Consider the following 26,505-nt stretch of genomic DNA (forward strand, 5'->3'; position numbering starts at 1 on the left):
CAAAGATACGAAAAATATTAATACATATCGCATGAATCACTAAAAAGTATTACCTTTGGCGCCATGTTTTATCAAACCCATACATGCGCCAATGGTTTGCGCATCATTCATTTACCTTCGTCATCGGCAGTTGTTTACTGCGGATTGGCAGTAAAAGCCGGCACACGACACGAACAGCCAGGTGAGGAAGGACTGGCCCATTTCTGTGAACATCTGATGTTTAAAGGCACCCGTAGGCGCACGGCAGTGCAGATTATCAATGCACTGGAAGGCGTGGGAGGCGAACTGAATGCTTTCACCAACAAAGAGGATACCGTTTACTATGCTGCCACTACGCGCAATCATTTCCGTCAGGCTGTCGATGTGTTGTGCGATATTGTTTTCAATAGTCAGTTTCCTGATTTGGAAGTTGAGAAAGAGCGTGAAGTGGTGTGCGACGAGATTGAGAGCTATGAGGACTCGCCGGCCGAACTGATTTTCGATGAGTTCGAGAACCTGATATTCAAAAATCACCCTCTGGGGCATAATATCTTAGGTACCAGCAGTCAGGTGCGTGGCTATACATCTGAGCATGCACGTCGGTTCACTGAGCGCTACTATCGTCCCAACAACTGCATCTTTTTTGTCAGTGGCGATATTGACTTCAAGCTTTTGGTGAAGACATTGGAGAAGAAGTGTTCTGAGTATTCTGAGTGTTCTGAGTGTTCTGAATATTCTGATTATTCTGATTCTTCTGAAAACTCTGATTCTTCTGAAAGCTCTGATTCTTCTGAATTCTCTGGCACCATTGTTCGCCATCGCGGCACTCATCAGGCTCATGTGATGATAGGTGGCCGGGCTTTTGCAGCCGAAGATCCCCGTAGGTGGGCGCTCTTCCTGTTGAACAATATCCTGGGCGGTCCGGCCATGAACTCACGACTGAGCTTGTCGCTCCGCGAGCGCAATGGACTTGTATATACTGTTGAGAGTACGATGGTGAGCTATAGTGATACAGGAGCATGGTCGGTCTATTTCGGTTGCGACCCGCACGATGTGAAACGCTGTTGCCGACTGGTGCGTCGCGAACTGGATAAGTTTCGCCAGCAACCGCTCAGCGAATCGCAGTTGCGGAAAGCGAAACAGCAGATACGAGGACAGTTGGCCATTGCTGCCGACAATCGTGAACAGTTTGCACTCGATTTTGCCAAAAACTTCCTGCATCAAGGAAAGGAACGCAACCTGGAAGAAATCCTGGCACACGTTGATTCGTTAGAAGCCGTCCATTTGCAGCAAGTAGCTGAAGAATTGTTCGCCGAAGAGCGCACTATGACACTCATCTATGAATAGTACTGAAATAAATTTTGGCCATTATTTTTTGAATTTTGGCCAAAATTTGAAAAATAATGGCCAAAATTCTTTTTAGGATATCAATTAGTAGAGCATGTGATAATTGCCGCCGGCCAGCGGTTTAACAACTCCTTTCATCTCAAGACTAAAGAGTAATGCCGTAAGTTGTCCGATGGGAATATTGCTCTTTACTGAGAGCATGTTCAATTGCAGGTCGCCCGTTTTCGAAAGCACATCGACCACTTGCTGCTCTTCGGCCGTGAGGTCAGGAAACAGCGACCGCTCTATACCCGCCTGTTTAGCCTGTCGCAGTTGCAAGTCGGTCTGCCATCCCATCGCTTCGATCATATCGGCAGCCGAGGTGATGAGCTGTGCCCCGTTGTTGCGTATCAACTGGTTGCATCCCTCGCTATAGGGAGCTCCTACTGCTCCGGGGAAGGCAAACACCGAACGGTTGTAGTCTTGTGCTATTCCGCAAGTGATGAGGCCTCCGCCTTTTGAGGCGCTCTCTACGAGGATGGTGGCATCGGACATGCCGGCCACGATGCGGTTGCGTCGCACGAAGTTGATCTTGTCGGCACGTGTTTCCGACATATACTCAGTGAGTAGTCCACCGTGAGTAACCATCTGTTTGGCGGTGTCGCGGTGACGGGCAGGATAGAGGTCGTCCAGTCCATGTGCCAGCACTCCCACGGTTTCCATTCCCTGTTCAAGGGCTTCGCGATGGGCACAGATATCTACGCCATAGGCCAGTCCGCTGACAACGAGTGGTTGCACTCCCATCTGCTTCAGATCGCTCACCAGATGACGTATCAGGTCTTGTCCGTATGGGGTGATGTGGCGTGTGCCAATGATATTGATGACGCGCTTTTGGTTCAGTTCTGCCGAGCCCAGGTAGTAAAGTATGATGGGTGCGTCTTCACACTCGCAGAGTCGTTGCGGGTAGCGTTCATCGCCCAGCAGCAACGGCCGAATACGGTGTTTGATGATGAACTCCATCTCCTGAGCAGCACGTGCTAAAGGGAGCGACCAGTCTTTCAGGTTCTCTGCCAGACGGTCGGAACAGTCGGGCATCACCTCCTTGATATCGTTGCGATGCTCATAGACAGCCTGTCCGCCCCCCAACTCGCGATAGAGTTGTAGCGCCGTCTGGAAATTGAAGCCTGTGAGTCGGGTTAGGGCAATGGTATAGTAAACCTCTTGTTCGTTCATTGAATGAATTTTTGAAAGGCTTTGTCGTAGTCTTCACTATTGCCCAGTCGGCCATTGATGAGGCATACCAGTTCTATTGTTCCGCGGAAACAAAGTTTCTCGTCGCTGGCGCGGTAGATGTCCTGATGGAACACGTACTTGATGCCTTCCTTGGTGAGGTTCAGTCGCGAGATGAACTCGTCGTCGGGACGCAAGGGAACTTTGTATTGCAGATTCATGCGGGCCACTACGGCATCAACACCCTTTTCGTGCATCTCGGCAAAGCTGAGTCCGCATTCTTTCAGGAACAGATGGCGGGTGTGTTCGCAATAGTGAACATACTGGGCATTATTGACAATACCTTCAATGTCGCATTCATAGTCGCGCACTTCCATGCGCGTTTCAAAGATATAATTCATTTTATGGGAGTTTTAAGATATTCGTATCCAAAGCGGCAGCGCAGACATTCTCGCCGTTCGCAGTATTCACGTTTCAGTTGTATGAGTGCCTGAGAGTCGCCCGCGCTCTTGGCTTCCAGACCACATTCCTGCCACATGCGCACAATGTGGTTCTGTTCGGCTTTCAACTGCTCCAGGAAATCGAATGCCCGGTCGCAGTATTCCTCTTTCTGCCGATGACGGCCCACGGCAAAGAGCATGGGGATGGCCGTGTTGATGGTGAGCAGGTTGAGCGATGAGGTAGAGAGGTGCTTGGCGCTTTTCTCGCTCTCGGCACCAAACAGATAGTGGGTTTCCCAATAGGCGGTGACGTGCGTAGCGAGCAGTTTTTTCACCTCTTCAACGGTGGCACATTCCAGCAGATTGCTCAGTCCGGCCTTTCGCTCGTAGTAGAGATTGGCCAGTTGGGCAATGCGGATATGGGGAAAGTTCTGTGGACGCAGGCGAAGGAATCGCCAGATGCTGGCATCAATGGGCGTGAGACTGAACTTATGGGCCAGATAGCGGTATTCATTGCTCAGTTTAGTGAAATAGCCTTCGTTGAGTGCCTCTCTCTGATAGCGCTCGGGAATGGCATTGAGGTCCAGCAGTCCGGCCTGTCCCATGAAGATGGCTTCTATCTGGAAAAGGTCGTCACGATGCTTGCCTACTGCCTGAAGGGGCACGTTGAAAGCCCACTGTTCGAAGGCTTCGCCATTGATGCCGAAACCGTAGTTGCGAGCCAGCGTTACGAAATAGGCATCTTCCCAAGAGCCGTTGCAGCGTTCAGCCCGCTGACGGATAGCTTCGGTCTTCTGTTCCAGTCGTTCGGTTTGCAGGGCAGCCATCCAGGCGTGCACCGTGAGGGAAGTAAGACTGGGAATGAGCTGGTAGCAAGGGGGATAATGGTCGGAGTGCAGCAGCTGAGCATAATTGTCGTGTACATGGGCCGGCACTTCGAGAATCATCTGTGGCAGGTATTCGCCTCGTGAGTTCTGAACATCGCGGTCGGCCACTCCCACTACATGCAGAATCACATTGTTGTAGGCCGAATCATGGTCGTGTCCGTGAAGATACCAGTCGCTGGCGCGGTCGTGTATCTCCACATTGCCCACCCATAGTGTGCCGTTAATCTTTACTTTGGCATTGAAGAAATCGGGACCAGCGTTACGACGGTTGTACAGTCCTACATCTATCACTTCTATAGAACGGCCATCGGTAGTGCTCAAGGGCGCGAGTGGCCACATTTTGTGCTTCCAAACATAGTGCAGCAGTTGTTCCATTCTTTGTTTATGGTTATTCGGGGGTTAGGTTTTTCAGGAGTGTTTGCTTTTCACTATTACGTAGATGATGACAGGGGCTCCTATCAGCGGAGTGACGGCACCCAGCGGAATCACACCATTCTCGCCCGGAAGGAAGCAAATAAGGTTGCATATCAGGGCAACAAGCGATCCGCACAGTATAGTGGCCGGCATCAGAATGCGATGGTTGTCGGTGCGTAGCATCAGTCGGGCTATGTGAGGCACAGCCAGTCCGATGAATGAGATAGGACCGCAGAAAGCTGTGGTGATGGCTGTCAGCAAACCAGTGATGACGAGCAGTCTGTTTCGCACGCTACGGATACTTACACCTAAGTTCTTTGCATATTGATTGCCCAACATCAGGGCATTGAGCGGTTTGATGAGCAGCAGGGAACAGATGATACCCAATATGGTTGCAAAGGCAAATATAGGGATGTTGCTCATGGATACTCCACCAAACGATCCCATTCCCCATACCATATATGATTTTACGCCTTCATCGGTGGCAAAGAACTGTAGCAGTGAGATGGCTGAAGAGGAAAGGTAGCCAATCATGATGCCGATGATGAGCAGCAACACATCGTTCTTGACGATAGTGGAAAAGAAAAAGATAATGGTCATCACCGTCATGGCACCGATGAAAGCGGCCAAAATGATGGCGATGTAACCACTCAAATCGAATGATGCTGTTCCAAACGATCCTCCTAAAAGGAGCATGACCAGAGCAACGCCCAGTCCGGCACCGCTTGAGATACCAAAAATACTGGGATCGGCCAGCGGATTGCGGAAGGCCGTTTGCAGCATCAGTCCGCTCACCGACAGTGCTCCACCGCAGAGCATAGCGGTAATGGCTTGTGGCAGTCGGCTCTCCAATACAATATAACGCCATGATGGTTTTACATTCTCAGCCCCGCCCATCAGGATGTTGACTACCTGATCGGCGGGGATGTGAATGGAACCTGTCAGTAGCGACAGCACAAACAGTAGGATGATCGCTACTGACAGTAAAACCAGAAGGGCGTTATTGCGCATTGATTTCTTTCAACAAGCGGTCGGCATGGCCCCAGCGGTCCATCATGAACAGCATGTAGCGGATATCAACACCGATGCAACGGGCCAGTTTTGAATCGAAGAAGATGTCGCTGGAGAGTGAGTCCCAGTTGCCGTCGAAAGCCAGACCGATAAGACGGTTCTGTCCGTCGAAGATGGGTGAGCCTGAGTTACCGCCAGTGATATCGTTGGTGGTCAGGAAGCAAAGCTGCATCTGTCCGGTCTTCGCATCGCGATAGGGATTGGCTTTCTGCTTGTTGGAAGCGTCGGCCATCAGCGTCTTCATCTCGGGCTCAACGATGTAGTCTTCTATCTTGTCGCCCTGCATCATCTTCTGATGAAGGCTGGGAGCAGCAGTATAATAGCCAGAGGGATGACCGCCGATGTTATATTCCTTCACCTGTCCATAGCTCAGGCGCAGGGTGAAGTTGGCATCGCTATAGTGGGGAAGTTCTTCTTCCATGCGCAGTTTGGCGGCACAGAGCAGTTGTTCCTGCTGATCGATATTCTCGCTCACCTTTTCCATCTCAGTGCGCAGTGCGCCCATCAGTTCGGTGAGGTCCAGACCAAACTGTACGCCCAGGTCTTTCTTGAACGATTTCTTGTTCAGATAGATGGGCTTGCCCTTCATCAGGATAGAGTTGCTGTACAGGTAGTCGGCATATTTCTGACAGTCGCCGCCAAATTTCTTGTCGATGGTCTGATAGAAAGCAGGAATATACTCCTTGTTGGTCACCTTCTCACGGAAATTCTTCAGCAGGGTGCCAAGAATCTCGCAGTCGGTAGCGGCATCGAAAGTCTCGTTGTTGTCCTTGAAGGTGTAGCGGGCGCGCTTGCCTTTTCCTTCGGGCTGTGCACCATTATGAATAAAACGCGCGCGTGTAGAGAGTTCGTCAGTACGGTAAAAAGTCTCGATGAAATGCATGTAAACCTTCATCAGTTCCTGACGCTTTTCATAGACAGACTGCATACTGTTGAAGTCCAACTGGTCCTTGTACAGACCGCTGTTGTCCATCCATGTGCGCAGCTGTGCTTCAAACTGCTGTTTCTGACCAATCAGACCGATAGAATCGATACATTTGTTCATACCGATAGAGTTCTTCCAGTAGTTGCTGGACTGTGCATACTTTGAGTCGTACTTGATGCGTACGGCCTCGCTGGCATCCATGTGACGCTTCATCACCTCCTGTTTCACACCACGTACCTGAGCGCGGATGGCATTCTGAAGATAACGCTCCTGAATACCATAGCTGGACAGATAGCGACTGGTAGAACCGGGATAGCCCATTGTCATGGCGAATGAACCTTCCTGATAACCGTCCATCGACACGCGAGCCCAGTGCTCGGGGTGATAGGGCACATTATCCTTTGAATATTCTGCTGGACCGTTTGTCTTGGGATCGGCATAGATGCGGAATACCGAGAAGTCGCAGGTCTGGCGGGGCCACATCCAGTTGTCGGTCTCACCACCGAACTTACCCATAGACTTTGGAATGGTGAACACCAGGCGAAGGTCGGTGAAATCGCGATAGGTGGTAGCATAATAACGGTTGCCCTCATAGAAAGGCTTCAGTTCCAGACGCAAGGTGGAATCGGCCGATTTTACATTCTTTGACCACGCATTCTCGATGGAATCGAGGAAAACCTCGCGGTCGGCCTTGCTCATCTCCTTGAATCGTGGAGTGACAATTTCATCGGTCACATCCTTCTGGTCAACCATAAAACTCACAAACATATTCTTGTTGGGGAGTTCTTCTTCATAGCTCTTGGCATAGAAACCGTTCAGCATATAGTCGTGTTCAACGGTTGAATGGCTACGGATGGCCTCGAAACCGCAGTGGTGATTGGTAAATACCAGTCCGTCAGGGCTTACTACCACACCTGAGCAATAGCCAGAGAAGTTTACGACGGCCTTCACAATGGCATCGTCGGCCTTATACAGTTTGTCGTAGGGCAGCTGATAGCCTTCAGTCTGCATGGTTTCATACACGGCCTGTGGCAAATTGTAGAGTGTCCACATGCCTTCGTCAGCGCTGGCGCCCATGGCGAAGAGGCATGAGAGCGATAAGAGAATTTTTTTCATTTTCTTTTTCTCGTTAGTTGTTTTCTTTTCGTTATTGCGTTGAATGTTTATTTCAAATTTAAAATGATGTTGGAATGCCCTTTTCTATTTCTTCCTGAAATATTTTCCTACTACAGGCAGCGAGCCCAACGGGAAATCCTTGCGGATGATGATGGCAAGGAAGAGAAGAACCACCAGCGTGTTGACACTCAGCGACAGCCAGATTGCGAAATGATCATGAACATAGTCCATGGCAAAATAGCTGATGGCTGCCAGCAAGATATAGAAAGAGATATCCTTCAACGGGTAGTTGATAGGGTAGTATTTCTGTCCCACGAAATAGGAAGTGATCATTGCTACACCATATCCGGCAAAACCTCCCCATGCACAGGCCATATAACCATAGCGCGGCACAAAGAGAATGTTCACGGCCAACAGTACGGCACAACCGATGCCCGAGAAGATGGCTCCCCAGATGGTCTTGTCGATCACTTTATACCAGAACGAGAGGTTGAAGTAAATGCCCATCATAATCTCGGCTGCCATCACAATAGGAACCACACGCAGGCCCTCCCAGTAGTCGCTGCCGATGACGAATTTCAGAATGTCGATATAGGCCATCACCAGCAGAAACGCCAGCAGGGTGAAAATGATGAAGTATTTCATGGCCTTGGCATACATCTCATGCTGGTCCTTGTCTTTTACACTGGCAAAAACAATGGGCTCGTAGGCATAGCGGAACGCCTGGGTGATCATGGCCATAATCATGGCTATCTTCACACAGGCACCATAGATGCCCAGTTGCATCTGCATATCGGCATTCTTATAGATATAAGGAAACAACATCTTGTCGGCTGTCTGGTTCAGAATGCCTGCAATACCTAAGATGAGAATCGGCCACGAATAGTTGAGCATACGACTCAATACACCGCGGTCGAGTACCCAACGGAAACCTGTCAGCTCCTTGAACATGCACACCAACAGCATGGCCGAACAGAACAGGTTGATATAGAAGGCGTAGCCTACGTCCTTACCGTCCATCCAGGCAAAGTAAATGATGTTCAGGAAGATGCTTACAAAGATGTTAAACAGTTTCAGACTGGCAAACTTGATGGCTTTCTTCTGTTGGCGCAGATAGGCAAAGGGAATACAGAGAAAAGCATCAATAGCTACTGTGACTGCCATCACCCAAACATACTGAGGATGGTCGGCATAGCCCATCAGTTCGCTGAGGGGACTTATAAATAAAAATATCAATGCCACAAACGCCAGCGACACCATACCCACACTAATCAAAGTGGTGGAATAGACGCGCATGGAGTCTTCGTGGGTTTTGTTCGTAAAACGGAAATAGGTGGTTTCCATACCGAAGGTGAGCAGCACCATGACCAATGCCGTATAGGCATACATATTGGTGATGACACCATAACCTCCGGAAGCCGCCGACAGTTTTGCCGTGTAAAGTGGCACCAGCAGATAGTTGAGGAATCTGCCTATGATGCTCGATAATCCGTAAATGGCCGTGTCTTTAGCTAAAGAAGAAAGTTTTGACATAGTTTTCGATTAAGCGAAGAACATATAACAGATAATGATGGCGGCAATGATACCCGCTAGGTCGGCCAGCAAACCGCAGGCTACGGCATGGCGCGTATAGCGTATGCCTACCGAACCAAAATAGACAGCCAGTATATAGAAAGTGGTGTCGGTACTGCCTTGGAAAATACAACTCAGTCGGCCTACAAACGAATCGGCTCCATAGGTGGTCATCGCATCGACCATCATGCCACGTGCACCGCCGCCGCTCAATGGCTTCATCAGCGCTGTAGGCAGGGCACCCACAAACTGGTTGTCGAGTCCGCAAGCATCTACCAGCGAAGAAATGCCATCAATCAGCATCGTCATCGCTCCCGAAGCACGGAAAACGCCAATTCCAACGAGAATGGCCACCAGATAGGGAATGATTCGTACTGCAGTGGTAAAACCATCTTTTGCTCCTTCAATGAAAGCATCGTAAACATTCACTTTCTTGCGCATGCCGGCCACGATGAATCCTACAATAATCGTCATCAGCAGGATGTTGGCTACCGATGTGCTCACACGGTTCATCATCAGTGAGTCGAGCTGACCGAATCCCCATATAATGCCTGCCACCAAAGCACAGGCACCACCCAGCGTGAGCAGCAGTGTGCGGTTCAGCAGGTTAATGCGCTGATAGAGTGAAGTGACGATGATACCTGTCAGGGTAGAGAAGAAGGTGGCCAGCAGGATGGGAATGAAAATATCAGTAGGTTGGGCGGCTCCCATCTGTGCGCGATACACCATGATTGAAACCGGAATGAGGGTCAGTCCGCTGGTGTTCAATACCAGGAACATAATCATGGGATTGGTGGCCGTGTCTTTCTTCGTGTTCAGTTCTTGCAACTGGTCCATGGCTTTCAGTCCTAAAGGTGTGGCAGCATTGTCCAATCCCAGCATATTGGCAGCAATATTCATGAAGATACTGCCTGTCACGGGATGACCTTTAGGAATGTCGGGAAAGAGTTTTACGAAGATGGGACTGAGCAATTTCGACAAGGCATTGACCAGTCCGCCTTTCTCGCCTATCTTCATGATGCCTAACCATAGTGAGAGTACACCGGTTAGTCCCAATGATATTTCAAAAGCGGTCTTTGACGATGCGAATGTTGAATCCATCATGGCGGGGAAGACATCGAAATCGCCCCAAAAAATCAGTTTCACCAAAGCCACAACAAAAGCAATGATGAAAAATGCAATCCAAATGTAATTTAATACCATAGTATGTGCAAAGATGCGAAGATATGCTTAAGCAAGTGCAAAGATACGATGAAACGTGTAAAAAGCCAAATTTGCTGCACAAAAAAGTATCAATCTGAGGGCAATTGATATTTTTTTCTTAATTTTGCAACCGATAATCACTAAACACTGAAACATGAAATTGCTTCGTCAGAGTTTATGTCTATTCGTGTTCGCAGGCTTGTTATTCTCTGCCTGCAAGCGAGATATGTTTGACCCTGAAGCCTATAATCAGATTATTAATGAGGCTTCGGCCTTTAGTGATATTGATCCTAACCAAAATTGGAATCTCACCTCAAGTCATGTATCTACTATTACGGCCAATGCCGTTGATGCAGATACTGTGAAAAGAGTGATGGTACTGAACGGAAACCCTTATACTGAGAAGAATGTAGAGATTCTCTCAGAGAAGCAGTGTGCCAAGGGTCAGTCCATGCTCTTGCTGTATAATACCCCTACGTATATGAAGGAGGTCTATGCGGCTCTTGAAACTTCCGACGGTCGTTGGTTGTTGAGGAAATTTGCAGTAGGGCAGAAAAATGTTGATTTCTCGACTGATGTGCTGTCGTATAAGGAAACGCCTGATGTGACCTATCAGACCTATACCTACTGCTATGAAGACACCTATCCTGAGCCGGGAGACAACGATTTCAACGATATCGTACTGCGCATTCAGAAACTCCCTGCACAGGCCGATAATGAAATTCGTCTTCGCATCTCTCTTGCGGCTATCGGCACTTTGCGTCAGGTGGCAGCTGCCATACGGTTGACAACTTTCAATTACGATGATATTGAGAGCGTTACCACTGAAGAAGGGCGTGTGTTTGATCCCAACTACAGTCTTCAACGCGTTTTCATTGAAAAGAGCGATTTGCTGCTGGAGGGCCTGAACGGTGAGGCTGTGCTGAATCTTTTCGAGGATGCCCACTATGCCATGTATCCTACTATCAACAAAGAGACGGATGGTAGTTTTGTGACTATTCGCCGTTACTACAACACATCTCAGGTGGTGAATGGCACGTCCTCTATACAGGCTGCTCCGAAATCACTCACTTATGTTATCAAACTCAAGAGCAAGCCTGTGCTCGAGTTCACTCTCGAGGATTTAGACCCCTTCATCATGAAGGACTTCAATTCAGGGCGTTGGGAAGTGCATACCTTCAATTATAAGGCAGCACAGATACTGCATGATCAGGGCTCTTCTGAAACAGCCAACAGCACCCCGATGACTTGGGCTTTGAAAATACCCAACGGCTCGTTCCGCTATCCGCAAGAAGAAATCAACATCGGATATTATAAAGACGGAATCCTTACCGGTGCCTATATGGACTATGGTCATTCCTTCGGTCAGTGGGTAGCCAATCACAACACTTCACTCGATTGGTTCCTCTATCCTTCAACGGGAATGGTCTATTAAAGAGTGGCCTCTTTGTTCCTGACAATACTATTTTTACTAACATAGAATGTATTAATAACTATAAACTATGATCAAGCATTATTTACTATCGCTGCTGGCACTGACAAGCATCAGTGTGGCTGCACAGAAGAATCCCATCCTGCCCGAAATGCATGCCGATCCCGATGTGATTGCTGCCAACGGCCGTTACTACATCTATTCTACCACCGACGGCGCTCCTGGCTGGGGTGGTTATTATTTCACCTGCTATTCGTCAAAGAATCTGAAGAACTGGCGCTATGAAGGTATTATCCTCGATTTGAAGAAAGATACCAAATGGGCGCGCGGCAATGCCTGGGCTCCTGCTATCGAGCAGAAGAACGGTAAGTTCTATTTCTATTATAGTGGCGACCAAGGCGAGCGCAAGGCTATTGGCGTAGCCGTGAGCGACAGCCCTACCGGACCATTTGTCGATTTCGGTCGTCCCATTGTCGATAAACTGCCCGACGGTGTGCGTGGCGGTCAGCAGATTGATGTTGATGTGTTCACCGATGAAGACGGACAAAGCTATCTCTATTGGGGCAATGGCTATATGGCCGGTGCCAAACTGAACGATGATATGACCTCTATCGATGAGTCAACCATCACGGTGATGACTCCAAAAGGCGGCACTCTGAAAGACTATGCCTATCGTGAGGCCCCCTATGTGTTCAAGCGTAAGGGTATCTACTATTTCCTGTGGAGTGTCGATGATACTGGTTCGCCCAACTATCATGTGGCTTATGGTACAGCAAAATCGCCACTCGGTCCTATCGAAGTGGCTAAGGAGCCCGTCATTCTTCAGCAGCGTCCTGATCAGAAAATCTATGGCACAGCCCACAATTCTGTGCTTCAGGTTCCCGGCAAGGACAAGTGGTATGTCGTTTACCACCGTATCAATCCCGCCTATATGGATCGGAAGGATGGCCCTGGTTTCCATCGCGAGGTTTGTATCGACCCTATGGAGTTCGAGAAAGATGGTCGTATCAAGCCTGTAACGCCCACCAACTGATTGACATTGATAAACAATTAGTTTCTTAAAGGGGGATAGGATGCGTCGCATCATTCACGTCGATATGGATCAGTTCTTTGCTGCCGTTGAGCAGCGGGATAACCCCTCCTTGCGCGGACTTCCTGTCGCCGTGGGCCATGACGGACCGCGTGGTGTTGTGTCAACAGCCAGCTATGAAGCCCGACGCTATGGCGTTCATTCTGCTCAGAGCATTCAGATGGCCAAACGCCTTTGTCCGCAACTGGTCATTGTTCATCCTCGTTTCGAAGCTTACAAAGAAGTGTCGATGCAGATTCGTGAAATCATGCACGACTATACCGACCTCATCGAGCCTTTGTCGCTCGATGAGGCTTTTTTGGATGTTACTGAAAACAAGAAAGGCATCACTTTGGCCGTTGATATTGCTCGTGAGATTAAGCAGCGCATCCTCGACACTACCCAGCTCACGGCCTCTGCCGGCGTGAGCTACTGTAAGTTCCTGGCCAAGATAGCCAGCGACTGGCGAAAGCCCAACGGACTGACCGTTGTTCATCCCGACCGTGCGCAGGAGTTTATCGACCATCTGCACGTGAACCGTATCTGGGGAGTGGGGCGCAAAACGGCCGAGCACATGCACCGAATGGGAATTTTTACAGGCTATGACCTTCGCATGACTTCCGAACAGCATCTCGTATCCGAGTTTGGCAAGATGGGCCATGTGTTCTATCAGTTTGCCCGAGGCATCGACGAGCGTCCGGTTGTTTCACAATGGGAACGGAAATCAGTGAGTTGCGAACAGACTTTTGAGGAGGATATCTTCAAGCCCTCTGCTGCTACCATCGAACTCTACCATACAGTACTGGAACTGCTCCGCCGTTTGGAAAAGAGTGGTTTTGAAGGACATACACTGACCCTGAAACTCAAGTTAGGCGATTTCTCGCGTGATGATGCATCCCAGCAAGATACTGCTGCTGAAGTTCGTCGCGATTTCTCCTCTTACCGTCAGATTTCCCGTAGTATCACGGCCGACCGTGTGTTGCGCAGCAAGGAAGATATCCTTCCGCTGGCTAAGCAATTGCTTAGTCAGGTTCCTTTCGACGAACAGCATCCCATTCGCCTCATTGGCCTTGGCGTTAGCCGTTCTGCTGCCGATGAACAGGATGACTCGCCTATAGACTCGCCTAAACAAGAATGGCTCGAACTGGAATTGCAGTTCGAACCATGGGAATAGGATGCCACCTTGGTTTTGTTGTTTTCTTTAATGATTAAACACGCTCTATTGGTGGTGGAAGAACGTGTTTTTGGAGGCCAGGATATATTTGATGAAAATAAATTATAGCTATAATTTTCAAAATTGTAGCTATAATCGTGAAAATTATAGCTATAATTCATTTCAGCCAATTTACTGTTGAAGTCAAAGAGCTATTCTGTTTCTTGGCAATAGAACGGGGATAGTTTCTATAGTATCTATAGTTCCTATAGTGGTTATAGTATCTATAGTTCCTATAGTTCCTATAGTTCCTATAGTATCTATAGTGTTCCTATAGTTCTACTGCCAAGAAAGAGTAGGGGGGCAGGGTTACCTCGTTGCCGATGGTGAGGGGCTGGCACTGCAGGTGCTGGTCTTCGGGCTTTCCACTGAAGGTTTCGCCGTGGGCACCTGTGAGGTTGAGGCCTTTCACGTTGAGGCGCACTTCTACGGGCAGGGCATTCACTAACTTCACGAAGGTCTTGCCCGTCTTTGAGTCCTTCACCACTGAGGCACCGAGACGGTTGGCGATGTTGCAGTCCTTGGGAGCCCCCTGTGCAGCCAACTCTGAACTCTGAACAGTGAACTCTGAACTGATATACCGGTCGCCACTGTAGTTGCCGAACAGTCGTTGCACCTCGTAGGCAGGGGTGGGGCGCACTTCCGTGTTCGAGAAGTAAATCATGTCGGGGTTCCAGTTGTGATGACCGTCCTTGGCCAGCATGGGCGCATACGAACTCATCACCACCACATCGGCATTGCGCTCCAGATCGGTCATATAGAGTGCTTCGGCCAGCGCCGATTCAATGCAGGGGCGCTTCACGTGGGTAGAAGCAGCCCACTCGCCCAAATATACCTTCACGCCGTTGCGGGGATAGTTGTCGTAGTAGTTGCGGTGGTTCAGAAACCATCCTGTCGATTCATAGTAGTGCTCATCGACCATATACTGCAGAGTGGGGTTCTTGCGGGCAAAGTCCCATCCTTCGATATAGTCGGCTGAAGGAGTATGGAAAGGACCCACCGTTCCACATATCTTTATATTAGGATATTTTGCCAGCACCCCACGACAAATCATCTCGTAGCGCTCTTCAAATACCGTTGAGATGATGTCCTCGTTGCCTATACCTAAGTATTTCAGGTTGAACGGTGCCGGATGACCGGCGTCGGCACGCATCTTTGCCCATTTCGAAGTGGCAGGATCGCCGTTGGCCCATTCAATAAGGTTGCAGAGCTCTTCGATATAGGCCGGCATGTCCTCCATCGGAATACCGCCCTGCTGTCCGCCCAGTCCTTGAGCGTTGTTGGCCGAGTTCTGACAGGGCACGCCAGCTGCCAATACAGGCAGAGGTTCGGCACCGATATCCTCACAGAACTGGAAATACTCGTAGAAGCCCAGTCCGCGTGTCTGGTGATAGTTCCAGATATTCATGTCGGGCTTGCGGTCTTGCAGCGGTCCCACCGTCTCGTTCCAGTGGTAGATATTGTCCAGTCCTTGTCCGTGGCTCATGCATCCGCCAGGGAAACGAACAAACTTCGGTTTCAGTCGGGCAATGGTTTCTGCCAGGTCTTTGCGCAGTCCGTTCTTCCGTCCCATGAAAGTTTCTTGTGGGAAGAGCGATACCATGTCGATGGCAGCCTCTTCCTTACCTTGTGGCAGAAGAAGCAGGCGAGCCTTTTCGCATGAGGCTTTTGCCTTCAGCACCACGTTTACCTGTTGCCATTGGTTGCTCTTACTCTTCACTTTAGCCTTTGCCAGTACGGTTCCGTCGTTGGCGGTCAGCATCACGATGAACTGCTTCTGACCACAGACGAACATAGAAAAATCATATTTCTTTCCCTTTTCAACGGCTATTCCGTCCCATCCCTCGTTCCATAGCGAGTCGGAAGTGACGATGGCATAGTGGGGATTATTCTTGCTGAGCGGTTTCTCGGTGGCTATGCGAATAGCGGCCGACGAATGCCAGGCAGTAGTAGCATGCCATTCACGACGGTCGCGACGGTTGTATTCGAAGTCGCGGTTCTGCACCAGTTCGGCATACAGGCCGCCGTCGGCAGCATAGCTGATATCTTCAAAGAAAATGCCCACCAGCTTGTCGCTGATAGTCTTCTGGCGGTTTGGTTCCACGGTGAGGGTGGCCGTCAGCGGCTCTTTCAGCCAGGCGAGCGTCTTGGCATCGTTGTGCATGCGCTCCGAAGAAAGACGGGCATCTTCGCGCAGCATCTGGAAATGGTTGCGGATAGCTGTCAAGAAATCATTGCTTACCGTGAACTGATTGCCTTCCATGAGCTGTCCGCCAATGGTGGCGGTGTCGCGTGTCCAGGCAGCATCGTCTATCATGCTTGACTCATCTTTCGAGAAATGGCGGAAGTCGGCCGAAGCGGAGACAAAGCGCTTGCCTTCCGACGACTTATAATAGATATCGAAAGAGCCGTTCACCGGGTTCTCAAAGATCACCGGTTCTTTGCAGTGGCGTGTGCTCATGACGGGGTAGTCCTGTGGGCGCCAGGTGATGAGGTTGCGGCTGTAGGCGGCAGCAAATACTGGTGAGCGGTCGTTCACCTGAAACACCAGTCGCCAGGTGCCGTCGTTGGCACGGCAAACGGAAGGAGCATGCATTTTCTTCTCTGCGCCCCATGTGCCGTAGTCGCTGGAGCAGAGCTGTCCCAAGTCGGTCCATCCATTGGACGTGTTCTCTGCCACATGCAAACCGGCACTCGGATTAGGGGAATAGATAAATATCTCTTTTTGTTCCTGTGCCCACAAGAAGGTGGGTAACAAGGCAAGTAATAACCAATAGTTTCTTCTCATAGTTATGTAGTTTTTATTTATATTCATAGGTATATCCCCACAGTCGGGTTAGTTCCCCCTCTCTCGGAGGGGGCCAGGGGGAGGCTTTTTAATCATACACCTTCACTTCCCGCTGACCGCGGAGTACGGCGAGTGCGTTCAGTGCCAGTGCCTCCATCTCGTCTTCGCCGGGGAAACAATAAACAGGACCGAGAAAGTCAATACGCTTGCGCAGTCGGCTGATGACATACTCTGAACGGGCCAGTCCTCCTGTGAGCAGGATGGCATCAATCTTTCCGCAGAGCACGGCGCCCAGCGCGGCAATATTCTTTGCCACATGATAGATCATTGCATTCAGAATCAGTTCGGCATGGGTGTCGCCATCGGCTATGCGTCGTTCTACCTCGCGCACATCGGCCGTTCCCAGGTGAGCGTTCAGTCCGGCCTTTCCGGCAATACGTTTCAACAGTTGTTTCTCCGTATATTTACCACTGAAACAGAGACGTATCAAGTCAACGGCAGGCAGACTGCCGGCACGTTCCGGCGAGAAAGGCCCCTCACCGTCGAGGGCGTTGTTGGCATCGACAGCCTTTCCGTGCTCATGGGCAGCCACAGAAATACCTCCGCCCATGTGACAGATAATGAGGTTCAGGTCCTCATAGCGTTTGCCGATACCAGCAGCATAGCGACGGGCTATGGCGCGCTGGTTCAGGGCATGCCAGATACAGATGCGTCCCATGAGTGGCGAACCGCTGATGCGGGCATAGTCGTTCAGTTCGTCCACCACGCCAGGGTCGGCAATGAACGAGCGGCATCCGGGAATCTGTGAGGCAATGTCGTGAGCAATGAGACAACCCAGGTTGCAGGCATGGTTGTGCATGGCAATACCGCTATAGGTGTCCTGCAACATGTCATCATTGATTTCATACACACCGCCGGCAATCGGCTTTACCAGTCCGCCGCGTCCTATCACCGCATCAAAATTCAGTGGCACTCCCACCCGCTGTAGTTCGTCGAGCACCAACTGTTTGCGGAAGTCGTGCTGTTCAATGACATCATCAAACTGTGCCAGTTCCTCCTGCGAATGCGAGATGTTGCGCAGTACAATGGGCTTCTCGTCCTCATACACGGCCATCTTGGTCGATGTAGAGCCGGGATTAATTGCTAATATGAGCATAGACTGAGATTTCTTCCCTTATAGTTCGGTACCTGAGAGTGAGCAGGCCAGTGCCAGTGAGTAGAGTTTGTTCTTCGGACTATCGCCGCGTGAGGGCAATACCACGGGCACCTGAGTGCCAGCCAGTACTGCGGCTGTCTCCACGCCGGGAATAAAGCAGGTGATAGTCTTGTAGAACACGTTGCCAGCCTGAATGTCGGGGAAGATAATGGCATCGGCTCTACCCTCAAGAGGCGAGTTGATACCTTTTTTATGAAGCGCTTCTGGCGAGAAGCAGGTTTTCAGATCGAGCGGACCGTCAACGATGCAGGGGCCGAATACTCCTGTAGCGGCCTTCTCTACCAGTTGGCGATATTCTACGGTGACGGGGAAATGCTTCTCGTTCACCTTTTCCGTACAGTTGATGAGGCCCACACGCGGTTCCTCAACACCCATCGAGCGCATCAGCTGTAACAGGTATTTCAACTGCTCTTCGCGCTGTTCGGCCGTGGGGTAGGGAATCACTGCCACATCGCTACAGAACACCAGCTTGTCGTAACTGGGAATCTGGGCGCAGGTAAGGTGGGTCAGCACACGTCCTTTAGGCAGAATGCCCGTCTCCTTGTTCAGTACGGCACGCAGCAGGTCGTCGGTGTTGAGGGCGCCTTTCATCAGCACGTCAACCTTTCCCTCGCGTGCAGCGGCTACGGCCTGTTGGGCTGCCACCAGCACATCATCGTTGTCGAATACAACGGCCTCGGCAAAACCGGTAGCCGAGGTGGCCTCTTCAACGGCCTTACGGGTTGACTCGTCGCGCGGACAGATGACTCCTATACGTTTCTTGCCACCTTTCGCAATAAGGCGGCCAATCATTTCATCAAGATTCTGAATGGTATCCATTGGTGTTGCGTTAGTATTCTATTACTATATAGTATTTAGTGTTCTGTTCGGCAAAGATACGAAATACTTACAGAATTTTGGCCATTATTTTTAAAATTTTGGCCAAAATTCGATAAATAATGGCCAAAATTTATTTTACTTTTTATTTTGCTATTACATAATTTATGCCTACTTTTGCAGCAATTATTCATGGTTTGACGGATGTTAATTAATAGGGAATGGGGTGAGAATCCCCGACTGTCCGGCAGCTGTGAGTCGTCTTTTTCACGGTGCAAGTAACGAAGTCACTGAGTTTTTTCGGGAAGACATTTGCATTGGGCGACAAAGTCAGAAGACCTGCCATGATACAAGAATCCTTACGCTTCTCCAGGGTTAGAGCGTATGGGAAAGAATTGAAACGAAAAGAAAACCGAAGAAGGAAATCGAAGCATGACCTATAGGCTGCTTTTGCTATTACTGTGTGCTGTTCCCTTTGTTGCGACCCGATCGCAGCAGTCAGATGCCGTACCAGTGAAGCATACGGTCAAACCTACCGTTCGTCGGCACATGGACTCGCTTCAGCATGTTGGCGAGGTGGTGGTGCTGTCGAAACTGACCTTCCGTGAGGTTATACCCTCTCAGCAACTCAAAGGAGAGGAACTGGAACGCCTTTCAGCCCTGTCGGTGGCCGATGCCATGCGCTATTTCTCGGGCGTGCAACTGAAAGACTATGGTGGCGTGGGCGGTGTGAAGACGGTCGATGTGCGCTCCATGGGTACCAACCATCTGGCAGTGAGCTATGACGGTATCGTGTTGGGCAATGCCCAGAATGGTCAGATAGACCTGGGGCAGTTCTCGCTCGATAATATCGAAGAGGTTACCCTCTACAACGGTCAGAAGAGTGCCATCTTTCAGGCTGCCAGCGATTTCGCTTCGGCCTCGTCGGTCTATATGCGCACCCGCATGCCTCGGTTCAAGGTGGGCGAACGCACCCATCTGAAGGTACGCGCAAAATACGGAGCCAGCGACCTGCTGCGTACCTCACTGCTATGGGAAGAGCGACTGTCCGATGACTTGAGCCTGAGCACCAATGCCGAGGTGATGACGGCCAGCGGAAAGTACAGGTTCCGCTATCGCCGGAAGAACCTGGATGGCACTACAGCCTGGGACACTACCGCCACACGACAGAACGGTGATATCCATGCCGAGCGACTGGAACTGAACCTGCACGGCATACTCGAACAGGGACAGTGGCAGGCGAAAGCCTATCTCTATAACTCCGCCCGAGGCATTCCTGGCGCTATCGTGAATAATGTGTGGAGTAGGGGTGAGCGGCAACAGGATCTGAACACTTTCTATCAGGCCTCGTGGCAAAAGTCGTTTGGCGAGAAGTTCAGCACCCGGTGGCTGGCCAAGTATGCCTTCTATCAGACTCACTACCAAAACCGTGACACCACGGTGCTGCCCGTTGACAATACCTATCGTCAGCAGGAACTGTACCTCTCGACGGCCAATGTGGTGGAACTGCTCCCGGGATGGAGCGCCTCAATGAGCTACGACCTGCGCTGGAACAAACTGAATGCAGATGCCTATAACTTTGCCTATCCAACGCGTTGGAACCATATACTGTCAGTGGCCACAGCCTTCGACTATCGTCAACTGAAGGTGCAGGCCTCCGTAGTGGGAAACTATATAATCGACAATACCTACCGAAACACATCGAAGAAGAAGGACAGCCAACTGACGCCCGCTCTGTTTGCCAACCTCTATCCTTTTAAGGGCAAGTGGCTGTCGTTACGGGCATACGTGAAGCAAAGTTTCCGTATGCCCACTTTCAATGACCTTTACTACACCGAGATAGGCAGTGCCAACCTGAAACCTGAACGGGCCACACAGTTTGACTTCGGTTTCTTGTTGAACAAGCACCTGAAGGCAACGGCTCTCTCTCTTCAGGCCGATTTTTATTATAATAAGGTGGAGGATAAGATTATTGCTTATCCTAAAGGACAGCAGTTCCGCTGGACCATGCTCAACCTGGGCGAGGTGGACATACGTGGCCTTGATGTGGTGGGATCGCTGTCGGGTACTGTTTTCCGCAACGTCACCACAACCGTCCGTGCGCAATATACTTACCAGAAGGCTATTGACATAACCAATCCGTCACGACCATTCTACCGTCATCAGATTCCCTACATCCCCCGGCATTCGGGCTCGCTCATCGTTGGGGTGGACTGGCAACGGCTGTCGCTGAACTACAGTTTCCTCTATACCGGCGAACGCTGGAACGCTCAGGTGAACAACGACTATAACTATATGCAACCGTGGTACACCAGCGACTTCTCAGCCTCGTATCGGTTCAAGTTGATGGGCTGTGAGATGAAGGCATTGGCTGAAGTGAACAACCTGCTGGACCAGCAGTATGACGTGATAGCTAACTATCCCATGCCGGGGAGAAACTTCAGTGTTGGGGTGGAGGTGAGGTTTTGAGAGGTGAGAGATGAGAGGTGAGAGATGAGAGGTGAGAATTGAGAGGTATGATTAGTTTTGTGAAATATAATTTTTTTGTGGGGCTTTGTTGCCTGTTTTTGCTTACTGCCTGTCGTACCGATGACGATGTGGTGATGCCCACCGTTATGGATACGGGAGGGGCGGTAGGCTCTGACTATGCCGGACTCTATGTGCTCTGTGAGGGGAATATGGGGTCGAACAAGGCTACACTCGACTTTCTGGACTTCCAAACAGGAAAGTACCATCAGAATATTTTTCCTTCGCGCAATCCACAACAGGTGAAGGAGTTGGGCGATGTGGGCAACGATGCGAAAATCTATGGCACGCGCCTGTGGCTGGTGGTCAACTGTTCGAACAAGGTGGAGGTGTGCGAGGCGGGAACAGCCCGTTCTATAGGTCATGTCGATGTGCCTAACTGCCGCTATCTGGCTTTTCATGAGGGCTATGCCTATGTGTCGAGCTATGTGGGAGCCGTGGGCGGCACTTCTGTAACGGGTAGTGTGTATAAGATAGACACCCTCACGCTGAAAGTGGAAGGCCGCGTAGGCGTAGGCTATCAACCGGAAGAAATGGCGGTAGTGGGCAACAAACTCTATGTGGCCAACAGCGGTGGCTACAACGCCATGCAGGGGTTGGGCTATGATTGCCGTGTGAGTGTGATCGACTTGAATAGCTTTATCGTAGAACGACAGGTAGAGGTGGCTCCCAATCTGTTTCGTCTGCGGGCCGACCGTTACGGACAGGTATGGGTGACAAGTCGTGGCTCAGAAGGAGAAAACAACACCTCGTCGCAACTCTATCTCCTGAATGGAAACACGGTGGGCGCAACGATCGACCTGCCCGTTAGCGACCTCGCTTTCCGTGGCGATTCGCTCTGTTATCTGGCTACTTCCAACGGACACATGGAAACGGGTGTCATCGATATCAAAACACATCAGATTGTAAGCCGCCAACTGTTGAAACCTTCTGCCGACTATTCTATCGAGACTCCTTATGGCATGATGGTTCATCCTGAAACGGGCCATATCTATGTGATGGATGCTACCAACTATGTGAGCAATGGCTGGCTCTATTGCTTTGATGCCGATGGTAACTATCAGTGGCGTGCATCAACCGGCGATATTCCCGGTCACGGTGTGTTTCTGCCCAAAGAGATAGGAGCAGCTCCTGCCGACACAACAGAGCATGAGCCTCCTTTCGACTCTCGCTATATCAAAGCTGTCGATGAGTATGTACCAGCGCCCGGACAGTTTGTGAACGAACTGCCACAGGCCACTGCCGAGGATACGCCCGCATCGATGGCAGCAAAATGTACGGAGAGTCTGGCCAATAGAAAGGGCGGACTCGTCACCTTGGGTAGTTGGGGCGGTTATATCACTTTCCATTTCGACCATCCGTTGCAGAATATAGAAGGTGAAGCTGATTTTGCCATTTGGGGCAATGCCCATACCGGCAATAGTGAACCGGGCATCGTCATGGTAAGTCAGGACACTAACGGCAACGGACTGCCCGATGATGAGTGGTACGAGCTGAGCGGGTCGGCCGATGTGGACAGCCTTGGCAAGGTGGTCTATGACTACGAGCTGACCTATCAGAAACAACCCATGCAGTCGGTACCCTGGACCGATAAGTACGGAAAGACAGGAACGGTGAGTCGCAACACCTATCATCAGCAGGAGTATTTCCCCCTCTGGCTGGGCAATGAGCTGACTTTCAAAGGAACCCTATTGCCACCCAATGCCACCCTTGTCAATTCAGGCAGTTCGGCCATCTGGACCCTCGATGCTTTTCGCTATGGCTATGCCGATAATGTGCCAAACCGGGACAGAAACGGATGTAGTTTCGATATCAGTTGGGCGGTCGATGCAAGTCGCAATGCGGTGCAGCTGACGCATGCCGACTTTATCCGCGTTTACTCGGCACAGTTGCAGCAATGCGGGTGGATAGGCGAAACATCTACCGAAATAACTGGTGCAGAAGACCTGCATTTAGTGCGATAAGTTGATTTTTTTTAATTTTTAATTATAATATAAAAAAGTATTTATATCTTTGCAAACAATTCTTTAAAAAACAAGTATTCTAAAATGAAGAAGAATCTTTTTAAGTGGATGATGGCTATCGCAATTGTAGCTACTCCAATGGCTTTCGTTTCTTGTGGTGATGATGACGACGACAATGGTCCGGAAGACGGCAAAGAAGTTACACCAGAACTGGTGACTATCGGCTTTGAGAATCAGACACTGAATGGACAGGGTTTCTGGTGTGGTACAGCATCAGGAGAAAGCCTGGAACCGATTGAAGACGACTTGGGGGGAATAACCACAACTTATTTGAATACCTACAAAGAGGAAGGTGCTACCTTTAACACTACTTACAATGAGTATTCATCGCCTTATGGTGATTTTGACTACTGGTTTGGCTATGCTATCTCTCAGCGTAAAGAGACAACCTTTAGCCCAAATACACGGACACCCGATCAATATAACAATATCGTCGGAAAGGCCTTTGGGGGAGATAAGTTCTGCGTGGTTCAGACATACGGCGAATCTATTGTTTTTGATCGTGCCGTGACACTCGCTGACATGGCCTATACTAATTCGGCTTATGTGGTGAATTCAATACTGAATGGTGACGACTATGCAAAGAAGTTCGATGAAAAAGACTATCTTAATTGCACAGTTGAAGGATATAGCTCAGATAGTACACTTGTCGGTACAGTGAAGATTGATCTGGCCAGCAACGGAAAATATGTTGATACTTGGAAACAGGCAGACCTTTCAAAACTGAAGGGCGTGAAGTACGTTAAGTTCACTTTCACTGGTTCTGATACTGGTGATAATGGTTTGAATACTCCTGCTTATATCTGTATCGACAATCTCAGATATGAGAAATAAATGAAGAAAATCCTTATACTTTTTTATATTGCGGTGTCGCTCCTCTCGTGTAACGGCTATCGATGGAATGGTCGTGCAGAGACGGGCGACACCGTTTCTTTCAAGTATTCACAGCTCATTGTTGTTGAGCAATATGATGGTTACCGGCTGGTGACCATCAAAAACCCGTGGAAGGAGGGAAAGGTGTTGCATCGGTATCAGCTGATTCCGTATGACGATGTGGCGCCGCATCACACTGAGCATGGGGCTACAATAGTGCGCGTACCCCTGCAGCGCTCTGTGGTGTTCACCAGTATGCATGCCGCTCTTCTGGCAGAACTGGGTGCACAGAATCAGGTGTCTGGAGTGGCCGACCTGAAATATATGAAGGTTCCTTGTATACAAGAAGGTGTAAGGAACGGAAGGATTATAGACTGTGGCGATGGAATGTCTCCAGTGGTAGAGCGGATTATTGATACCGAAGCGGATGCCATTCTGTTATCCCCTTTCGAAAATTCCGGTGGTTACGGCCGTATGGAGGATATAGAGGTTCCGCTGATTGAGTGTGCCGAATATATGGAACAATCGCCATTGGCGCGTGCCGAGTGGATGCGCTTCTATGGTATGCTCTATGGAAAAGAGCGTGTGGCCGACTCGCTGTTTGCCGTTGTAGATAGCAGTTATCACGCACTCAAAGCCATGGCTGCCACCATGCCCGACAGTCTGACGGTGATGATGGATAAGCAGACGGGCTCGGTGTGGTATATGCCCGGTGGCAATTCTACCATTGGCAGAATGCTGCAGGATGCAAAATGCTGCTATCCTTTTGCTAATGATGATCGGAGCGGCTCACTGCCGTTGCCCTTTGAAACGGTGCTGGAGAAATGTGGCGAGGCTGATGTTTGGCTGTTCCGTTACGACAGTGACCAGCCAATGACGAAAGCGCTGTTGGAGAAAGAGCAGAAAGGATACAGTCAGTTGCGTCCTCTTCGTGAGGGAAATGTGTACGGATGTAATGTGCTCACTTCGATGTTCTATGAGGAAACTCCGTTCCGTCCCGATCTACTTTTGCAAGATTTCATCGGAATCCTGCATCCACAGCTAAGGAAAGAACCCCTGCGCTACTATCATAAGATAGAATAGCATGAGCGTTGTTGCGATCGCTATAAATATAATAGCCATAGTCGTTATTGCGATATGAGCCGAAAATTAATACTAACCTGTTCTTTATTATTTTTTATAACCTTTGGCTATGCCAAGACAGATGTAGGGTATAACCTGAATTTCCAGTTGTCGAAAAGAGACTTCGTGGACACCATTACCATTGAGTATCGTCATCATCAGGTGCTGGTGCCCGTAGAGATGAACGGGAAAACGTATCGTTTCCTGCTTGATACCGGCGCCGGACATGCGGTGGTCTATGACGACCAGTTGTTTGAAGGATGCCAGCCGGCAGGGACTATCGTGTCGCGCGATGCTATTGGTAAGAAAGATACTGTGCAGTTGGTCGTCCTGCCTCCGCTGACGCTTGGTACGCTCACACTTACAGGCTGTCAGGCTACGGTTCAGCACCGGGCCGTTCAGCGCAGGGGAATTGATGGCATATTGGGTTTTGATATAGTTTGCAAGGGCCTTCACATGAAGATTGACGTGCAGAACAATCTGCTTATCCTTACCGATAGGAAGAAACTCTTTGCCAAGGAAAACGGGCATGTAGTGAAATATAAACTGGACTATCATGTGCCTTATATCAACGTGAAACCGTTCAAGGGCTATACTGAAAGGGCGTTGTTCGATACGGGCAGCAGGCATCTTTATTCCATGAACAAACGGAGTTTTGACAAAGGCGAGAAAGCCTGCAAGCTTCAAAACCCGCTGCAGATAGAGGGCCGCTCCATTGGACGGCATGCCATCGGACTACAAGGTACCGAACCTCTTGGCGAGGTTGTCTTTCTGCGCTTAGACAGCCTCTGTTTAGGCAGTTATTCGTTTGGAAATCTGCATACCATCACCACTCAGGGCGGTTCGCATCTGGGAGCAAGACTTCTGGAATACGGGGCTGTGACCTTCAATCCCCGTAAGAAGCGGATTACCTTTCAGCCCTTTGAGAATGAAAACCGCATAATGGTGGACAATGAGCAGTTGCAGAAAGCAATAGTCAACGAGAACGGACGCCCCGTTGTTGGCTTGGTTTGGGAACAGAGTGAACCCTACAAAGCCGGACTTCGTGAAGGCGATATTATTCTGAAAGCCGACGAGCGGCCTATCCGCTCCTTTGCCGACTATATTGCTTTCCGTCCGTTGTTAGGCCATGTCTATACGATTATAGTACGCGACCGCCGCGGATTTACCAAGGAAGTGAAGATGAAATGGTAGGACTACAAAACTATCGGCTTAACTTCTTAAAATAATAATGGCCAGATTCTTAAAGGAACCTGGCCATTA

19 protein-coding genes and 1 riboswitch are annotated in these 26,505 nt (G+C 49.9%); of the genes, 9 read left to right on the top strand and 10 right to left on the bottom strand.

The annotated features are described in order from the left end of the window. Positions 1–63 precede the first annotated feature (63 nt). The gene (locus L6475_RS00705; RefSeq protein ID WP_237821525.1) at positions 64–1,326 is read left to right on the top strand and encodes a pitrilysin family protein; all 1,263 of its coding nucleotides are present in this window, start codon (positions 64–66) and stop codon (positions 1,324–1,326) included. Between the two features lie 84 nt (positions 1,327–1,410). On the opposite strand, the gene dprA is transcribed toward L6475_RS00705, so the two are convergent. From dprA to L6475_RS00740, 7 genes are all read right to left on the bottom strand, one after another. After that, on the bottom strand, positions 1,411–2,538 hold the full coding sequence (dprA, locus tag L6475_RS00710) for a DNA-processing protein DprA (RefSeq protein ID WP_237821527.1): 1,128 nt from the start codon (positions 2,536–2,538) through the stop codon (positions 1,411–1,413). Continuing rightward, on the bottom strand, positions 2,535–2,936 hold the full coding sequence (locus L6475_RS00715) for a thioesterase family protein (RefSeq protein WP_237821529.1): 402 nt from the start codon (positions 2,934–2,936) through the stop codon (positions 2,535–2,537). The genes dprA and L6475_RS00715 overlap by 4 nt, the downstream gene beginning before the upstream one ends. Further along, positions 2,933–4,237, bottom strand: a complete 1,305-nt coding sequence (locus L6475_RS00720; protein ID WP_237821531.1) for a DUF2851 family protein — start codon at positions 4,235–4,237, stop codon at positions 2,933–2,935. Before L6475_RS00720 ends, L6475_RS00715 begins: the two co-directional genes overlap by 4 nt. Before the next feature lie 33 nt (positions 4,238–4,270). Then, a complete protein-coding gene (locus L6475_RS00725) occupies positions 4,271–5,287 on the bottom strand; it encodes an iron ABC transporter permease (RefSeq protein WP_237821534.1) in 1,017 nt (338 codons plus the stop codon). Then, a complete protein-coding gene (locus L6475_RS00730) occupies positions 5,277–7,388 on the bottom strand; it encodes a S46 family peptidase (protein ID WP_237821536.1) in 2,112 nt (703 codons plus the stop codon). The genes L6475_RS00725 and L6475_RS00730 overlap by 11 nt, the downstream gene beginning before the upstream one ends. Positions 7,389–7,472: 84 nt before the next feature. Next, positions 7,473–8,921, bottom strand: a complete 1,449-nt coding sequence (locus L6475_RS00735) for a lipopolysaccharide biosynthesis protein (protein WP_237821539.1) — start codon at positions 8,919–8,921, stop codon at positions 7,473–7,475. A 9-nt stretch (positions 8,922–8,930) separates the two neighbouring features. Next, positions 8,931–10,163, bottom strand: a complete 1,233-nt coding sequence (locus tag L6475_RS00740; protein WP_237821541.1) for a nucleoside recognition domain-containing protein — start codon at positions 10,161–10,163, stop codon at positions 8,931–8,933. A 226-nt stretch (positions 10,164–10,389) separates the two neighbouring features. On the opposite strand from L6475_RS00740, the gene L6475_RS00745 reads away from it, so the two are divergent. From L6475_RS00745 to dinB, 3 genes are all read left to right on the top strand, one after another. Further along, on the top strand, positions 10,390–11,598 hold the full coding sequence (locus tag L6475_RS00745; RefSeq protein ID WP_237821544.1) for an LruC domain-containing protein: 1,209 nt from the start codon (positions 10,390–10,392) through the stop codon (positions 11,596–11,598). 67 nt (positions 11,599–11,665) lie between these two features. Beyond that, positions 11,666–12,628, top strand: coding sequence for a family 43 glycosylhydrolase (locus L6475_RS00750; RefSeq protein WP_237821546.1), 963 nt, complete (start codon positions 11,666–11,668; stop codon positions 12,626–12,628). A 40-nt stretch (positions 12,629–12,668) separates the two neighbouring features. Then, positions 12,669–13,838 (top strand): DNA polymerase IV, encoded by a 1,170-nt coding sequence (gene dinB / locus L6475_RS00755; RefSeq protein WP_237821548.1) that lies wholly within the window; start codon positions 12,669–12,671, stop codon positions 13,836–13,838. A gap of 310 nt (positions 13,839–14,148) precedes the next feature. Here dinB and L6475_RS00760 read toward each other — a convergent pair whose 3' ends face one another. The 3 genes from L6475_RS00760 to L6475_RS00770 form a co-directional block, all read right to left on the bottom strand. After that, positions 14,149–16,665 (bottom strand): alpha-L-arabinofuranosidase C-terminal domain-containing protein, encoded by a 2,517-nt coding sequence (locus L6475_RS00760; protein ID WP_237821550.1) that lies wholly within the window; start codon positions 16,663–16,665, stop codon positions 14,149–14,151. A gap of 88 nt (positions 16,666–16,753) precedes the next feature. Continuing rightward, a complete protein-coding gene (buk, locus tag L6475_RS00765; RefSeq protein ID WP_237821552.1) occupies positions 16,754–17,821 on the bottom strand; it encodes a butyrate kinase in 1,068 nt (355 codons plus the stop codon). An 18-nt stretch (positions 17,822–17,839) separates the two neighbouring features. Then, positions 17,840–18,700, bottom strand: coding sequence for a phosphate acyltransferase (locus L6475_RS00770; RefSeq protein ID WP_237821554.1), 861 nt, complete (start codon positions 18,698–18,700; stop codon positions 17,840–17,842). 173 nt (positions 18,701–18,873) lie between these two features. After that, positions 18,874–19,059: riboswitch (cobalamin riboswitch) on the top strand. A gap of 187 nt (positions 19,060–19,246) precedes the next feature. Between L6475_RS00770 and L6475_RS00775 the strand changes: the two genes are divergently transcribed. The 5 genes from L6475_RS00775 (at position 19,247) to L6475_RS00795 (ending at position 26,436) form a co-directional block, all read left to right on the top strand. After that, positions 19,247–21,166, top strand: coding sequence for a TonB-dependent receptor (locus tag L6475_RS00775; protein WP_370641669.1), 1,920 nt, complete (start codon positions 19,247–19,249; stop codon positions 21,164–21,166). A gap of 47 nt (positions 21,167–21,213) precedes the next feature. Beyond that, positions 21,214–23,187 carry a YncE family protein gene (locus L6475_RS00780; RefSeq protein WP_237821557.1) on the top strand — a complete coding sequence of 658 codons (1,974 nt, stop codon included), beginning with the start codon at positions 21,214–21,216 and terminating at the stop codon, positions 23,185–23,187. 84 nt (positions 23,188–23,271) lie between these two features. Further along, positions 23,272–24,081, top strand: coding sequence for a DUF4465 domain-containing protein (locus L6475_RS00785; RefSeq protein WP_237821559.1), 810 nt, complete (start codon positions 23,272–23,274; stop codon positions 24,079–24,081). Next, a complete protein-coding gene (locus L6475_RS00790; protein WP_237821561.1) occupies positions 24,082–25,203 on the top strand; it encodes an ABC transporter substrate-binding protein in 1,122 nt (373 codons plus the stop codon). Between the two features lie 54 nt (positions 25,204–25,257). Then, on the top strand, positions 25,258–26,436 hold the full coding sequence (locus tag L6475_RS00795) for an aspartyl protease family protein (protein WP_237821562.1): 1,179 nt from the start codon (positions 25,258–25,260) through the stop codon (positions 26,434–26,436). Positions 26,437–26,505 lie beyond the last annotated feature (69 nt).

Source organism: Prevotella sp. E9-3 (genome assembly GCF_022024015.1).
Taxonomy (GTDB): domain Bacteria; phylum Bacteroidota; class Bacteroidia; order Bacteroidales; family Bacteroidaceae; genus Prevotella.